Annotated in this window: 14 protein-coding genes; 5 read left to right on the top strand and 9 right to left on the bottom strand. The window is 71.0% G+C overall.

Annotated elements, in window-relative coordinates; genetic code table 11:
• Nucleotides 1–27: 27 nt before the first annotated feature.
• Both ACZ418_RS01175 and ACZ418_RS01180 read right to left on the bottom strand, forming a co-directional pair.
• Nucleotides 28–849, bottom strand: coding sequence for a siderophore-interacting protein (locus ACZ418_RS01175; protein ID WP_468355034.1), 822 nt, complete (start codon nucleotides 847–849; stop codon nucleotides 28–30).
• A gap of 19 nt (nucleotides 850–868) precedes the next feature.
• Nucleotides 869–1924, bottom strand: a complete 1056-nt coding sequence (locus ACZ418_RS01180; RefSeq protein WP_468355037.1) for an ABC transporter substrate-binding protein — start codon at nucleotides 1922–1924, stop codon at nucleotides 869–871.
• 136 nt (nucleotides 1925–2060) lie between these two features.
• Between ACZ418_RS01180 and ACZ418_RS01185 the strand changes: the two genes are divergently transcribed.
• Nucleotides 2061–2957, top strand: a complete 897-nt coding sequence (locus tag ACZ418_RS01185; RefSeq protein ID WP_468355039.1) for a hypothetical protein — start codon at nucleotides 2061–2063, stop codon at nucleotides 2955–2957.
• A 91-nt stretch (nucleotides 2958–3048) separates the two neighbouring features.
• Here ACZ418_RS01185 and ACZ418_RS01190 read toward each other — a convergent pair whose 3' ends face one another.
• From ACZ418_RS01190 to ACZ418_RS01205, 4 genes are read right to left on the bottom strand one after another with little or no spacing between them, the layout of a single operon-like run.
• Nucleotides 3049–4209 carry an acyl-CoA dehydrogenase family protein gene (locus ACZ418_RS01190; RefSeq protein WP_468355042.1) on the bottom strand — a complete coding sequence of 387 codons (1161 nt, stop codon included), beginning with the start codon at nucleotides 4207–4209 and terminating at the stop codon, nucleotides 3049–3051.
• 5 nt (nucleotides 4210–4214) lie between these two features.
• Entirely contained in the window at nucleotides 4215–5138 is a 924-nt protein-coding gene (locus ACZ418_RS01195; RefSeq protein ID WP_468356830.1) for a hydroxymethylglutaryl-CoA lyase, read from the bottom strand.
• A gap of 17 nt (nucleotides 5139–5155) precedes the next feature.
• Nucleotides 5156–7072, bottom strand: a complete 1917-nt coding sequence (locus tag ACZ418_RS01200) for an acetyl/propionyl/methylcrotonyl-CoA carboxylase subunit alpha (protein WP_468355045.1) — start codon at nucleotides 7070–7072, stop codon at nucleotides 5156–5158.
• A gap of 11 nt (nucleotides 7073–7083) precedes the next feature.
• Entirely contained in the window at nucleotides 7084–8700 is a 1617-nt protein-coding gene (locus ACZ418_RS01205) for a carboxyl transferase domain-containing protein (RefSeq protein ID WP_468355048.1), read from the bottom strand.
• Between the two features lie 107 nt (nucleotides 8701–8807).
• Here ACZ418_RS01205 and ACZ418_RS01210 point away from each other — a divergent pair, with 107 nt between their 5' ends.
• From ACZ418_RS01210 to ACZ418_RS01225, 4 genes are all read left to right on the top strand, one after another.
• Entirely contained in the window at nucleotides 8808–9407 is a 600-nt protein-coding gene (locus ACZ418_RS01210; RefSeq protein ID WP_468355051.1) for an SACE_7040 family transcriptional regulator, read from the top strand.
• A 138-nt stretch (nucleotides 9408–9545) separates the two neighbouring features.
• Nucleotides 9546–10703 carry an acyl-CoA dehydrogenase family protein gene (locus tag ACZ418_RS01215; protein ID WP_468355054.1) on the top strand — a complete coding sequence of 386 codons (1158 nt, stop codon included), beginning with the start codon at nucleotides 9546–9548 and terminating at the stop codon, nucleotides 10701–10703.
• 47 nt (nucleotides 10704–10750) lie between these two features.
• Complete coding sequence (gene tesB / locus ACZ418_RS01220; protein WP_468355057.1) at nucleotides 10751–11620, top strand: acyl-CoA thioesterase II; 870 nt, start codon at nucleotides 10751–10753, stop codon at nucleotides 11618–11620.
• Nucleotides 11621–11880: 260 nt separating this feature from the next.
• Nucleotides 11881–12249 (top strand): hypothetical protein, encoded by a 369-nt coding sequence (locus ACZ418_RS01225; RefSeq protein ID WP_468355060.1) that lies wholly within the window; start codon nucleotides 11881–11883, stop codon nucleotides 12247–12249.
• Between the two features lie 83 nt (nucleotides 12250–12332).
• Here the strand turns inward: ACZ418_RS01225 and ACZ418_RS01230 are convergent, their stop codons facing one another.
• From ACZ418_RS01230 to ACZ418_RS01240, 3 genes are all read right to left on the bottom strand, one after another.
• Nucleotides 12333–13121 carry a phosphatase gene (locus tag ACZ418_RS01230; protein WP_468355063.1) on the bottom strand — a complete coding sequence of 263 codons (789 nt, stop codon included), beginning with the start codon at nucleotides 13119–13121 and terminating at the stop codon, nucleotides 12333–12335.
• A gap of 163 nt (nucleotides 13122–13284) precedes the next feature.
• Complete coding sequence (locus ACZ418_RS01235) at nucleotides 13285–13407, bottom strand: hypothetical protein (RefSeq protein ID WP_468355066.1); 123 nt, start codon at nucleotides 13405–13407, stop codon at nucleotides 13285–13287.
• The gene (locus tag ACZ418_RS01240) at nucleotides 13404–13526 is read right to left on the bottom strand and encodes a hypothetical protein (RefSeq protein ID WP_468355069.1); all 123 of its coding nucleotides are present in this window, start codon (nucleotides 13524–13526) and stop codon (nucleotides 13404–13406) included. Before ACZ418_RS01240 ends, ACZ418_RS01235 begins: the two co-directional genes overlap by 4 nt.
• Between the last annotated feature and the right edge of the window lie 6 nt (nucleotides 13527–13532).

Genomic DNA, 13532 nt, shown 5'->3' on the forward strand with positions numbered 1-13532 from the left:
CTTAGGTTAGCCTAACCTAATTTCAAGTCACTCCGCGGCTCGCAGCTCTTCCTCGGTCATCCCCTGCCGCCAGTACCCGACGAAGGTCACCCGCCGCCGGTCGACCCCGCGCTCGCCGACGAAGTGCCGCCGCAGCGCCTTGACCCGCCCCGACTCACCGGCGATCCACACGTACGGCCGCTCTGCGGCGGGCAGTTGGGCGGTTCGTACGGCGCCGACGGCCATGGGGGACCCGTCGTGCCGTACGAGCCACGTGATCTCCGCGTCCGCCTCCGTGCGCACGTCCTGGATGTCACCGGCGTGCGGCACCTCCAGCCACGCCCGGACGCGGGTGCCGGCCGGGAGGGCTTCGAGGATGGCGGTCGCGGCCGGTACGGCGGTCTCGTCGCCCCACAGGGCGACCAGGTCGGTGTCCTCGGGAGGGCGGAAGCGGATGGCGCGGTTGTCGGCGACCGCCGGGCCGAGCAGCAGCACCCGGTCGCCGGGGGTGGCCCGCGAGGCCCAGCGGGAGGCGGGGCCGGCGGGGGTGTGCAGGGCGAAGTCGATATCGATCTCGTCGGGGGCGCGGCGCAGGGACCGGAGCGTGTACGAACGCATCACGGCCCGTACGTCATCGGGCAGTTCCCGCCAGGCCTGCCACCAGTTGTCCCCGAGGTCCAGGGGTACGACGGGCTTCGGCTGGCCCGGGTGCGGGAGGAACAGCGAGAGGGACTGGTCGCACCCGTCGGAGTGGAACGCGTGCAGATCGGTCCCGCCGAAGGTGACGCGAACGAGGGACGGCCCCAGCCGCATCGTGCGTACGACCTGCAGAGAGAAGAATCGGAACGGGGCGGCTACGGCCGTCGTCATACGGGCTCCTGAAATAGCGTCAGGTGGGCTGGCTGACCTTCTTCGCCTTCTCCAAGGCCTCCGCCAGACTCGTCAGCAGCGGCACGCACTTGTCGTACGAGAGGATCGGTTCCGGAGAGCGGGCGATGACCTGCCCCGCCTTCACCGCCGGCAGCTTCCGCCATGTCGGCTTGGTGATGTCGGCCGGCTGGATCGCCGACGAACGGTCGTCCATCATGATGATGTCGGCCCGGTACCTGTCGACGTTCTCCCAGCTCAGCGACTCGTACCAGCCGCCGCCCTGCTTCTTGGCGCTCTCCGGCGGCTCGACGAAGTTCACGCCGAGGGCCTTGAAGTACTCCAGGTCGACGGAGAGGTTGGTGCCGGAGACGTAGAACAGCTGGTCGCTCGCGCTGCCGGCCATCACCTTGATGTCGGGCTTGGCCCTGGCCGCGGTGCGCAGCCGGGCGGCCGCCGCCTCGAACCGCTTCTTCGCGCCGGTCACCTTGGCGGCCTTCATGTCCGCGCCCAGCGACTCGGCCAGGTCCCACATGTGCTGCAGCGGCTGGGTGAGCCGGCGGTCGTAGACGGAGATGCCGACGCTGGGGGCGAGTTGGGCGATCTTCTTCTTCGACTCCTCGGGGACGTACCAGAGCGTGCCCGCGTCGTCGAACATCGTCGTGATCAGCACGTCCGGCGCGAGCGAGGCGTACTTCTCGATGTTGAACTGGCCCCACGCGTTGCCGAGGACCGTCACCTTGCTGACGTCCATGTCGCCGGCCTGGACGTCGGCCTTGCCGTCCTTGGTCGTCGTCGGACCGAAGACGCCCTTGACCTGGATGCCGTAGTCGTGGAGCGCGGCGCCGACGCCGGTGAAGGCGACGATGTTCGCGGGGACCCTGTCGAGCTTCACGCTCGTACCGCGGTCGTCCGTGAAGCTCCAGGGGCCGGACTTGCCGGACTGCGCCCCTGTGCCGGAACCACCGTCTTTCCCCTTGTCGTCCCCGCAGGCAGCGAGCACGGCGCCGAGTCCGAGGGCGCCGCCCGCGGCGAGCAGGCCGCGACGAGTGAGGTGGGAGGCACGGGCATGGGGCATGGGTATGACTGCTTTCGAACGGGGCGGAGCGCCCGTCGGACAAGTTCGAAGGTAGGTTAGCCTAACCTTGCTTAATGTCGAGAGGATGGGGCGAGCCGCGAGAGAGCGGGCAGGGCGCCTGCTGCCGGGATGGACCGTGCGCATCGTCGGTCCGGCCGGGCTGGCGGGCCTGGCGGTGACGCTGGCGGCCTTCGCCGTCGCCGGACCGGCGTTCGCCCAGATGCGCCAAGGCGAGCTCAGGGCCCACGAGATGGAGGACTCCTATGCCCCCGACACCGCCCCGCTGGGGCACGTCCTTCTCGGCGGGCTGCCGTTTCTCCTGCTCCTGCTGTGCCTCGGCTGCGCGGCGCTGCAGATCGTCCACGCCGGCGCAGTGGCGTCCCGGGCGCGCCGACAAGCGCCCGTCAAAGGAGAGTTGAGAACCACCCTCCGCTCCCGGCTGCCCCGTGTCCTCACGGTGTACGTGCTGCGGGGCCTGTCCGTGTGGACCGTACTGGTGGGCGGCTTCCTGGTGTCGGAGGCCCTCACCACCACCTCGTTCGGCGCCCCGGCACCGCTGCGCCCGGACGGCGGCCCCTGGACCTTCGTCCGCTACGCCGCGCCGGGTTCGGCGGTGCTCGCGGCCCTGGCCCTCCGCCTCGGCTGGACCCTGGCCCCGGCCGCCGCCGCGACGGACGGACTCGCCCCGCTCGCCGCGCTGCGCCGCTCCTGGGCGCTGGTGTGGAGCCGGGCCGGATGGCTGCGGACCGGGGCCGAAACGCTCCTGCGGGGTCTGTTCACCGTCGGGGTGTACGTGGCGGCACAGTACGCCGCCCAGCCGCTCGGCTCGGCGGTCCGCTCCCTTGTCCTGACGTACGGCACGGACAACCCGTACACCGCACACGCAGCGGCGGTCCTCACCCCGGTCGCACTCGCGGCCCTGCTCTCGGCCGCCCTGACCCTACCGCCGGCACACAGGGGGTTTGCTCTGCTGTACCGGCGGCTGGGTCCGGCGAGCGGGCATACGCAGGTGACGGCGACTCCGGAGGAGTAGGACCACCAGAGCCCGCGCGGGAGGATGTCCGGGCCCAGCTCCTCACGCAGCTCGCGCGTCACGGCCTCCCGCCTCCGCCACCGCAGCCACCTCAGCTCGGCAGCCCCAACTCCCTCGCGATCAGCATCCGCTGGACCTCGCTCGTGCCCTCGCCGATCTCCAGGATCTTGGAGTCGCGCCACATGCGGGCCACCGGGTACTCGTTCATGAAGCCGTAGCCGCCGTGGATCTGGGTGGCGTCGCGGGCGTTGTCGACGGCGACGGTGGAGGAGTACAGCTTGGCCAGGGCCGCCTCCTTCTTGAAGGGCTCGCCCGCGACCAGCCGGGAGGCCGCGTCGCGCCAGGCCAGACGGGCCGTGTGGGCCTTCATCTCCATGTCGGCGATCTTGAACTGGATGGCCTGGTTGGCGCCGATCGGCCGGCCGAAGGCTTGGCGCTCCTTGGCGTACTTCACCGACTCGTCCACACAGCCCTGGGCCAGACCGGTCGCGAGCGCCGCGATGGCGATCCGGCCCTCGTCCAGGATGCGCAGGAACTGGGCGTAGCCGCGGCCCTCCTCGCCGAGCAGGTTGGCGGCGGGGACCCGGACATCGGCGAACGACAGCTCGCGGGTGTCGGAGGCGTTCCAGCCGACCTTCGAGTAGGGCGCCGCCACCGTGAAGCCCGGCGTGCCGGACGGGACGATGATCGCCGAGATCTGCGGCTTGCCGTCCGGCTTGCGGCCGGTCACGGCGGTCACGGTGACGAGGCCCGTGATGTCCGTCCCCGAGTTGGTGATGAAGCACTTGGTGCCGTTGATCACCCATTCGTTCGTGTCCGGGTCCAGGCGGGCCGTCGTACGGGTCGCCCCCGCGTCGCTCCCGCCGTCCGGCTCGGTCAGGCCGAAGGCCCCCAGGAGCTCGCCCGAGCACAGGCGGGGCAGCCACTCGCGCTTCTGCTCCTCCGTGCCGAACAGGTGGAGGGGCATGGCGCCGAGCGAGACCCCGGCCTCCAGGGTGATGGCCACGGACGAGTCCACCCGGGCCAGTTCCTCCAGGGCGATGCCGAGCGCCAGATAGTCGCCGCCCATGCCGCCGTACTCCTCCGGGAACGGCAGCCCGAACAGGCCCATACGGCCCATCTCGCGGACGATCTCGTACGGGAACTCGTGCCGCTCGTAGAAGTCGCCGATCTTCGGCGCCACGACGTCGTGCGCGAACTCCTCCACCGTACGGCGGAGTTCCTCCAGCTCGGGGCTGAGACGGTGGTCCATGCTGATCACTGGTCCTTGTGGGAGAGAGCGCGGACGGTACGGGACGGGCTGGGCCGGTCCAGATGGGCGGCCATCCACACGCTGGTGGCGGTCAGACGGCCGAGGTCGACCCCGGTCTCGATGCCGAGTCCGTGCAGCATCCAGACGAGGTCCTCGGTGGCGAGGTTGCCGGTGGCGGACTTCGCGTACGGGCAGCCGCCGAGCCCGCCGGCCGAGGCGTCCACGGTGGTGACGCCGTGCTGGAGGGCGGCCAGGGTGTTGGCGAGCGCCTGGCCGTAGGTGTCGTGGAAGTGCACGCCGATCACGTTCGTCGGCACGCCCTTCTCGTTGAGCAGCGAGAGCAGTTCGAGGACATGGCCGGGGGTGGCCACGCCGATCGTGTCGCCCAGGCTCAGCTCGTCGCAGCCCATGTCCCTCAGGGCCGTGCAGACGCGCGCCACCTGGTGCAGCGGGACGGCACCCTCCCACGGGTCGCCGAAGCACATGGACACATAGCCGCGCACATGCACACCCCGGTCCTTGGCCTGCCGCACCACCGGCTCGAACACGGCCAGCGACTCGTCCAGCGTGCGGTTGAGATTGGCCTTCGCGAAGGACTCGGTGGCGCTGGCGAAGACGGCGACCCGGTCGGCGCCGAGCGCCAGCGCCCGGTCCAGGCCGCGCTGGTTGGGTACGAGCACCGGCAGCTCGACCCCCTCGAGCTCGTCGAGCATCGGGAACAGCTGCTCGGCGTCGGCCAGTTGAGGCACCCACTTGGGGTGCACGAAGCTCGTCGCCTCGATCGTCGTCAGGCCCGCGTCGGCGAGCCGGCGGATGAACTCCGCCTTGATCTCGGTCGGTACGGTCCGCTTCTCGTTCTGCAGTCCGTCGCGCGCGCCGACCTCGTGGATCCGCACCCGCGTCGGCAGGTCCGAGGCCGGTACGACCATGGGGAGACCCTCGGCAGTCACTCCGCCACCTCCTCGTGCGGTGCGATCACGGCCAGCACCTGGTCCATCGCGACCGTCGAACCCGGAATCACGTCCAGCTCGGCGACCGTGCCGGCGTGCGGGGCGGAGATGACGTGCTCCATCTTCATCGCCTCCACCACCAGCAGGCTCTGCCCGGCGGCCACCTCGTCGCCGACGGCCACCTTGACCACGGTCACCGTGCCGGGCATCGGCGCGGTGAGGGAGTCGGCACCCGCGTGCGCCGACCGGCTGAGGGACGCGGCCACCGGGTCGTGGTCCCGCACCTGCCAGGCGTCGCCGTCGCGGCCGATCCAGTCACCGGCCCGGTGGAAGGTGTGCCGGACGCCGTCGAGGGTGACGCAGACCGTGGCGCCGGTGACGGTGGAGCTGCCGCGCGGGGTGTACGTCACCGGGTCCTGCACCCGGAGGTGGAAGGCGGGCGGCCTCGGGGTGCCGCCGAGCCGCCAGCCGTTCGGCACCGAGAAGGGGTCGACCCAGCCGTCCGTACGGGGTTCCAGCGCCTTCGCGCGCACGGCCGCAGCCGCCTCGTACACCTCCTCCGGTACGTCCGTGGTGACCAGCTCCTCCACCACGCGCTCCACCAGCCCGGTGTCCAAGTCCCCTGCCACGACCGATGGATGCGCCAGCAGCCGCCGCAGGAAGCCCGCGTTGGTCTGCACACCCAGGGTGACCGTCTCCGCCAGCGCCGACCGCAGCTTCCTGAGCGCGGTCTCCCGGTCGGGGCCGTGGGCGATCACCTTGGACAGCATCGGGTCGTACAGGCTGCCCACCTCGGTGCCCTCGCTGAGCCCGGAGTCGGTGCGGACGCCGTCGCCCCGGGGTTCGTTCAGCAGCAGGACGGTGCCGCCGGAGGGCAGGAAGCCGCGCGCGGGGTCCTCCGCGCAGATCCGGGCCTCGATGGCGTGCCCGGTCAGCGTCACGTCGTCCTGGGTGAAGCCCAGCTTCTCCCCGGCCGCGACCCTGAGCTGCCACTCCACCAGGTCCACACCGGTGATCAGCTCGGTGACCGGGTGCTCCACCTGGAGGCGGGTGTTCATCTCCATGAAGTAGTACGAGGACGGGTCGCCGCCCGGCACGATGAACTCCACCGTGCCCGCGCCCCGGTACCCGCAGCTGCGGGCCGCCTGCACGGCCGCCTCGCCCATCGACGCGCGCGTCCGCTCGTCCAGCAGGACCGAAGGCGCCTCCTCGATGATCTTCTGGTGCCGCCGCTGGAGCGAGCACTCGCGCTCGCCGAGGTGCACGACGTTCCCGTGGCCGTCGGCCAGCACCTGGATCTCGATGTGCCGGGGCCGGTCGATCCACCGCTCCACCAGCAGGGTGTCGTCGCCGAAGGAGGCGCGGGCCTCGCGCCGGGCGGCGGCGATCTCCTCCTCCAGCACGGTCATGTCCCGCACCAGCCGCATGCCCTTGCCGCCACCGCCGGCGGAGGGCTTGAGCAGCACGGGCGCGCCCAGTGCGCGGGCCGCCTCGGCGAGTTCGGGGTCACGGCCACCCGGCACCACCGGCACGCCGGCCGCCTGCACCGTCTCCTTGGCGCGGATCTTGTCGCCCATGAGCGCGATCGCGTCCGCCGGCGGCCCGATGAAGACCAGCCCGGCCTCCTCGCAGGCGCGCGCGAACCGGGCGTTCTCGGCGAGGAAGCCGTACCCCGGGTGGACGGCCTGGGCGCCGGTGCGGGCGGCGGCGGCCAGCAGGCGGTCGACGGACAGATAACTCTCGGCGGCCGGCGCCGGGCCGATCCGTACCGCCGTGTCGGCCTCCCGGACGTGCCGCGCGTCGGCGTCGGCGTCGGAGAAGACCGCCACCGAGCGCACGCCCAGCGAGCGGAGCGTACGGATGACGCGTACGGCGATCTCGCCCCGGTTGGCGACCAGCACTGTGTCGAACACGGTTCCCCTCCTCACATCCGGAAGACGCCGAACTGGGGGTCTCCCAGAGGCGCGTTGGCGCAGGCCGTCAGGGCGAGTCCGAGCACCTGACGGGTTTCCAGCGGGTCGATCACGCCGTCGTCCCAGAGGCGGGCGGTGGCGTAGTAGGCGTTGCCCTGGCGCTCGTACTGCGCGCGGATCGGCGCCTTGAAGGCCTCCTCGTCCTCGGCGGGCCAGGCCTCTCCCCGGGCCTCCAGCTGGTCGCGCTTGACCGTGGCGAGGACGCTGGCGGCCTGCTCGCCGCCCATCACGGAGATCTTGGCGTTGGGCCACATCCACAGGAAGCGGGGGGAGTAGGCCCGGCCGCACATCGAGTAGTTGCCCGCGCCGTACGACCCGCCGACCACCACCGTCAGCTTCGGCACGCGCGTGCACGCCACCGCCGTCACCATCTTGGCGCCGTGCTTGGCGATACCGCCCGCCTCGTAGTCCCTGCCGACCATGAACCCGGAGATGTTCTGCAGGAACACCAGCGGGATCCCGCGCTGGTCGCACAGCTCGATGAAGTGGGCGCCCTTCTGGGCGGACTCGGAGAACAGGATGCCGTTGTTGGCGACGATCCCGACCGGGTGGCCGTGGATGCGCGCGAAGCCGGTGACGAGGGTCTGCCCGAACTCGGCCTTGAACTCGGCGAACCGCGAGCCGTCGGTGATACGGGCGATGATCTCGCGGACGTCGTAGGGGGTACGGGAGTCGACCGGGACGGCGCCGTACAGCCCGTACGGGTCCACCTTGGGTTCTGCGGCCGGCTGGACCTCCCACGGCAGCGACTGCCGGGCCGGGAGGGTGGCGACGATGTTCCGCACGATCCTGAGGGCGTGCGCGTCGTCCTCGGCGAGGTGGTCGGTGACCCCGGAGATCCGGGAGTGCACCTCGCCGCCGCCCAGCTCCTCCGCCGTGACGACCTCACCGGTGGCGGCCTTCACCAGGGGCGGCCCGCCGAGGAAGATCGTCCCCTGGTTGCGGACGATCACGGCCTCGTCGCTCATGGCCGGGACGTAGGCGCCACCGGCGGTGCACGAGCCGAGCACGGCCGCGATCTGCGGGATCCCGGCGCCGGACATCCGGGCCTGGTTGTAGAAGATCCGCCCGAAGTGGTCCCGGTCCGGGAACACCTCGTCCTGCATCGGCAGGAAGGCGCCGCCCGAGTCCACGAGATAGACACAGGGCAGGCGGTTGTCGAGGGCGACCTCCTGGGCGCGCAGGTGCTTCTTCACGGTCATCGGGTAGTACGTCCCACCCTTCACCGTGGCGTCATTGGCGACGATCACGCACTCGCGCCCGCTGACCCGCCCGATCCCGGCGATCACCCCGGCGGCCGGGGCCTGTCCGTCGTACATCCCGTCGGCCGCGAGGGGCGCCAGCTCCAGGAACGGCGACCCCGCGTCGAGCAGTGTGTCCACCCTGTCCCTCGGCAGCAGCTTGCCCCGCGCGGTGTGCCGGGCCCGCGCCTTCTCGCCGCCGCCGAGGGCCGCCGCGGCCAGCTTGCCGCGCAGTTCCTCCACGAGTGCGAGATGAGCCTGTTCATTGGCCTGCCAGGCCTCCGACGCGGGATCTGCCGCGCTCTGGAGCTCCGGTGCCTCCTGCATCCTGCGGTCCCCTCACCCGGTGATCGAACCTCTGATCCGCTGTTAATGAGCGTTAACCATTTCCTTCAGGTTAACGACCGCTAACCTCGCTGTCTAGAATTGGCTGCATGGTCACCAGAACCGACGCCCCGACCCGCCGCGAGCAGATCCTCAAGGAGGCCGCCCGGCTCTTCGCCGAGCGCGGTTTCCATGGTGTCGGCGTCGACGAGATAGGCGCCGCGGTGGGTATCAGCGGCCCCGGTCTGTACCGGCACTTCCCGGGCAAGGACGCGATGCTCGCCGAGCTGCTGGTCGGCATCAGCGGCCAGTTGCTGACGGGGGCCAAGCGCCGCCTGGCGGAGGCCGACGGGGACACCCGGCCCTCGGCGGTCCTGGACTCCCTCATCGAGGGCCACATCGACTTCGCCCTGGACGACCGTCCCCTCATCACCCTGCACGACCGCGAGCTGGACCGCCTCCGCGACAGCGACCGCAAGCTGGTGCGCCAGCTCCAGCGGCAGTACGTCGAGCTGTGGGTGGAGGTGGTCCGCGAGGCCTACCCGGGGCTGTCCGAGCCGTCGGCCCGCTCGGCGGTCCACTCGGTCTTCGGCCTGCTGAACTCCACCCCGCACCTGGGTCGCGCGGGGACACTCCCCGGCCGGGGCGCCACGGCGGCCCTGCTCCACCGGATGGCACGGGGTGCCTTCGAGGCGGCGGGGGAGGGGTGAGCGCACACCCGGCACAGGGGCTCTGTGAGCCATGTCGCCCTGCTCCGAGAGTGACCTGCGTCTCTGGACGCATCGTCGTACTCGCCGGTATCTTCTGGTCTGAGCAAGCGCTTAGACAGGTACCTGGAGGTGGGCGGCGTGCGCCGTACGGTGTTCAACGAGGATCACGAGGCGTTCCGGGAGACCCTGCGCGCCTTCATCGAGGCCGAGGTCGTGCCGGTCTACGACGAGTGGTTCGCCGCCGGCCAGGCGCCGCGCGACTTCTACTACAAGCTCGGTGAGCTGGGCATCTTCGGCATCAGCGTGCCGGAGGAGTTCGGCGGCGCGGGCCTGGACAGCCACAAGTTCGAGGCCGTCATCTACGAGGAGACCGCCCGCGCGGGCGTGAACTTCGGCGGTTCCGGCGTGCACGTGCTGCTCGCCCTGCCGTACATCAAGATGCTGGCCACGGACGAGCAGAAGAAGCGCTACCTGCCGAAGTTCGTCACCGGCGAGGAGATGTGGGCCATCGCGATGACCGAGCCGGGCACCGGCTCCGACCTCGCGGGCATGAAGTCCACCGCCAAGCTCTCCGAGGACGGCACGCACTACATCCTCAACGGTGCCAAGACCTTCATCACCGGCGGTGTCCACGCCGACCGTGTCATCGTCTGCGCCCGCACCTCCGCGCCGACCGCCGAGGACCGCCGCCACGGCATCTCCCTGTTCGCCGTGGACACCAAGTCCGAGGGCTACTCCGTCGGCCGCAAGCTCGACAAGCTCGGCCTGAAGACCTCCGACACCGCCGAGCTGGCCTTCGTCGACGTCAAGGTCCCGGTCGAGGACCTGCTGGGCGAGGAGAACAAGGGCTTCTACTACCTCGGCCACAACCTGGCCTCCGAGCGCTGGGGCATCGCCTTCGGCGCCTACGCGCAGGCCAAGGCCGCCGTCCGGTTCGCCAAGCAGTACGTGCAGGAGCGCACCGTCTTCGGCAAGCCGGTCGCGCACTTCCAGAACACCAAGTTCGAGCTGGCCGCCTGCCAGGCCGAGGTGGACGCCGCCGAGGCCGTCGCCGACCGCGCCACCGAGGCCCTGGACGCCGGCGAGCTGACCCCGGCCGAGGCCGCCTCCGCCAAGCTGTTCTGCACCGAGGTCGCCCACCGCGTGATCGACCGCTGCCTCCAGCTGCACGGCGGCTACGGCTACATGAACGAGTACCCGATCGCCCGCCTGTACGCGGACAACCGCGTCAACCGCATCTACGGCGGCACCAGCGAGATCATGAAGACGATCATCGCGAAGGACATGGGCCTGTAAGACGGACCTGTCACCGCCGCAATCACTGGCCTGTACAACTAGATGCCATGAGCCAGGCACTCCAGGATCTCCTCGATCTGCTCGACCTCGAGCAGATCGAGGAGAACATATTCCGCGGCCAGTCCCGCTCCGCCGTCGTACCCCGTGTCTTCGGCGGGCAGGTCGCGGCGCAGGCGCTGGTCGCCGCGGGGCGTACGGTCCCCGCCGACCGCCCCGCCCACTCGCTGCACGCGTACTTCCTGCGCCCGGGCGACCCCGGCGCGCCGATCGTCTACACCGTCGACCGCATCCGCGACGGCCGGTCCTTCACCACCCGCCGCGTGGTCGCCGTCCAGCACGGCAAGCCGATCTTCCATCTCTCGGCGTCCTTCCAGACGTACGAGGAGGGCCTGGAGCACCAGGCGCCCATGCCCGCCTCGCCCGACCCGGCGACCCTGCCCACCTCGCAGGAGCGGCTGCGCGGCTACGACCACCTCGCCCCCGAGGTCGTCGAGAGGTTCCTCGAAGCCCGCGAGGCGATCGACCTCAGGTACGTGGAGGAGCCGCCGTACGGGCAGTTCGGCGAACCGCGCGAGCCCCACTCGCAGGTGTGGTTCCGCACCAACGGCAAGCTGGACGACGACCCGTTGCTGCATGTCGTCCTCGCCACCTATGTCTCCGACATGACCCTCCTCGACTCCGTGCTGCTCGCGCACGGCCGCGGCGGCTGGGCGGTCGGGGACGTCGTGGGCGCCTCCCTGGACCACGCCATGTGGTTCCACCGCCCCTTCCGCGCCGACGACTGGCTGCTCTACGACCAGGAGTCGCCGTCCGCGCACGGCGGCCGCGGCCTCGGCCAGGCGCGCATCTACACACAGGACGGACAGCTCGCCATCACCGTCATCCAGGAGGGTGTGGTCCGCGTCCCGCGTGACTGAAGTTGCCTCGAGGTGCCGAGTGACGGGTGCGGTATTAATGTCTATGAGTGACAGCCGCAGTACAGGGCGTAACCGGCCGACGGTTTCCGGATTCCTGGAACGGCAGACGTCGGCGGCGACGGCCATGCAGTCAATCCGCTGCGGCGACACCTGAAGAGCGCGCCGTGCCTTCACCGATCGGTGAGCACGGCGCCGGCCATCCACACCGCGTCTTCCCCACGGAGGCACGGGAGATGATGGAGACAGAAGGGTAACTTCCCATGCGAGCACAGCGCATCAGGCGTTATGTCGTGACGTCCGCCGTCGGCCTCCTGCTGGCCGGCGGAACCGCCATCGGTGCGGCGGGCACCGCCTCGGCGGCCCCCACACAGCAAAGCTACGCCCACGGCCGATTCAGTGACGACGGCGGTCGTCACCATGGCCGTCACCACCACCGCCACCACCACCGCCACCATGGCCGCCACCACGGCCGTGGCGGCCATGGTGGCTGGGGCTGGGGCGGCGGCAACTGGGGTTGGGGCGGTGGTAACCGGAGCGGCGGCAACTGGGGCGGCGGCAACTGGGGCGGCGGCAACTGGGGCGGCAACGGGGGCGGCGGCAACTGGGGTTGGGGCGGCGGCGGGCGGTAACTGACCCGCGGCGCCCATCGCGCCCACACACTGTGCGGCTCCGCTCGCGGGGCCGCACAGTGCCGTGCCCGGAGTGCGGGCGGTCAGGAAAGTCCCGCCTCCGCCAGCAGATACGCCGTCAGCGGGTCGTAGTGGCGGGGGCTTGTGACATGGTCGTCCAGCGGTACGACGACCTGGAGGGTGCCCTCGGACTCGGCGAGGAACAGCGCCGGGTCGTTGCAGTCGGCGTATCCCACCGAGTCCAGGCCGTGCTGTCCCGCGTACCCGGCCCACCCGTGGTCGGCGACGACCAGGTCCGGCAGCGGGCGTCCCTCGCGCTCAAGTCCGTTCAGAACGGCCCGCATCGGCTCCCCGGAGTGGGTGTGCCACAGCGTCGCCCCGTGCTCCAGCACCGCCACGTCCGCGAACTGCATGACGTACCCCTCGTCCGTCTGCAGCCCGTCCGGGATGACCACGATCTCGCAGCCGGCGGCGCGCAGCGCGGCGGCGGTGGCCCGGTGCACATCCAGCAGCCCGCCCGGATGCCCGGTGGCGAACAGCACCCGCTGGCGCCCCTCGGCCGCCTTGCGCAGCCGCGCCGCCAAACGCTCCAGCGCGTCCACGGTCAGCTCCGGGTCGATGGTGTCCTGCCCGTACCGGTACCCGGGATCGTCGTTGACGCCCACCCGCTCGGCCATCACCGCGAGCACGTCCTGCTCGTCCGTCCAGCGGTCGCCCAGCTCCAGGCCGAGCCAGAAGTTACGGACACCGTTGGCGAGCTGACGGTAGTGGGAGAGGTTGTTCTCGCGGGGAGTGGCGACGTCCCCCGCGATACGGGTCCTCACCAGGTGGTCGACGAGCTGGGCGCGGCTGGGTGTCCCGGATATCGGCATGCCTCCATTGTGCGGCAGCGGTCCTCCCCGTCGCCGCCCCGCACCCGTCGTGACCGTCCCCGGTACGATCTCGGGGCTGACTGACGAAGGGTCCGCGCGCGCGACCGCGGCCGGCCTGGCGTGATCCGCCGGGGCCGGCCGTCCGTGCCGGGCCCCCTCGCCCCTACAGGCCCGTCGTCGTGTGGAACGACGTGGTGAAACTGGCGCCGTTGGCGAGACTGATCACCCCCGGCTCCGCGTTCGCGATGCCGCGGTTGAACGAACCGCCGTACCCGTGCCCGATCACGAGACCGCGTCCAGCATCCGGGCGCGCCACTCCTCCGGTTCGGTCTTCCAGCCGGCGAGGACGTGGGGCACCATGTCGACCCGCTTGCCCGCGGCCTCGACCTTGCGGCCGACGAGCATCCCGGT

It is taken from the genome of Streptomyces sp. NPDC030820, assembly GCF_055572075.1.

What these genes read in the sequence shown, in the direction of transcription:
- ACZ418_RS01205 (WP_468355048.1), bottom strand. Translation starts at nt 8,700, where the DNA reads ATGCAGGAGGCACCGGAGCTCCAGAGCGCGGCAGATCCCGCGTCGGAG.
- ACZ418_RS01195 (WP_468356830.1), bottom strand. Translation starts at nt 5,138, where the DNA reads ATGGTCGTACCGGCCTCGGACCTGCCGACGCGGGTGCGGATCCACGAG.
- ACZ418_RS01175 (WP_468355034.1), bottom strand. Translation starts at nt 849, where the DNA reads ATGACGACGGCCGTAGCCGCCCCGTTCCGATTCTTCTCTCTGCAGGTC.
- ACZ418_RS01190 (WP_468355042.1), bottom strand. Translation starts at nt 4,209, where the DNA reads ATGGACCACCGTCTCAGCCCCGAGCTGGAGGAACTCCGCCGTACGGTG.
- ACZ418_RS01210 (WP_468355051.1), top strand. Translation starts at nt 8,808, where the DNA reads ATGGTCACCAGAACCGACGCCCCGACCCGCCGCGAGCAGATCCTCAAG.
- ACZ418_RS01230 (WP_468355063.1), bottom strand. Translation starts at nt 13,121, where the DNA reads ATGCCGATATCCGGGACACCCAGCCGCGCCCAGCTCGTCGACCACCTG.
- ACZ418_RS01180 (WP_468355037.1), bottom strand. Translation starts at nt 1,924, where the DNA reads ATGCCCCATGCCCGTGCCTCCCACCTCACTCGTCGCGGCCTGCTCGCC.
- ACZ418_RS01225 (WP_468355060.1), top strand. Translation starts at nt 11,881, where the DNA reads ATGCGAGCACAGCGCATCAGGCGTTATGTCGTGACGTCCGCCGTCGGC.
- tesB (WP_468355057.1), top strand. Translation starts at nt 10,751, where the DNA reads ATGAGCCAGGCACTCCAGGATCTCCTCGATCTGCTCGACCTCGAGCAG.
- ACZ418_RS01240 (WP_468355069.1), bottom strand. Translation starts at nt 13,526, where the DNA reads ATGCTCGTCGGCCGCAAGGTCGAGGCCGCGGGCAAGCGGGTCGACATG.